The organism is Vogesella mureinivorans, assembly GCF_007644035.1.
Lineage (GTDB): Bacteria > Pseudomonadota > Gammaproteobacteria > Burkholderiales > Chromobacteriaceae > Vogesella > Vogesella mureinivorans.
This window is the reverse complement of sequence record NZ_VMTV02000441.1, coordinates 1-253: the sequence shown is the minus strand read 5'-3', so window position 1 is coordinate 253 and position 253 is coordinate 1. Positions and strand designations below refer to the sequence as shown.

The window sequence follows — 253 nt, the reverse complement described above, 5'->3', positions numbered from 1 at the left end:
CTGGCCTGCGCCGGTCGCGCCCATGTGGGTGATGCGCAGGGCGTAGGCCTCGAGCGCGGGGCGCACGGCTTCAAGATCGTCGGCATGTCCGCCGACCATGATCGAGAGCTTGCCGTTGCGTGCACCTTCGGCGCCGCCGCTGACCGGCGCGTCGACGAAGCCGATGCCGCGCTCGGCGAGCAGGCGCGCGGCTTCGCGCGCGGTGTCGGCGCTGACGGTGGAGTGGTCGACCACGTGTGCGCCGGCTTTGAGC

Annotated in this window: 1 protein-coding gene; it reads right to left on the bottom strand. The window is 72.7% G+C overall.

The window, feature by feature from the left end; genetic code table 11:
- Window positions 1-253 (bottom strand): NAD(P)-binding domain-containing protein (locus tag FLQ44_RS11435; protein ID WP_276607853.1); only part of this gene is annotated, 253 nt, incomplete at both ends.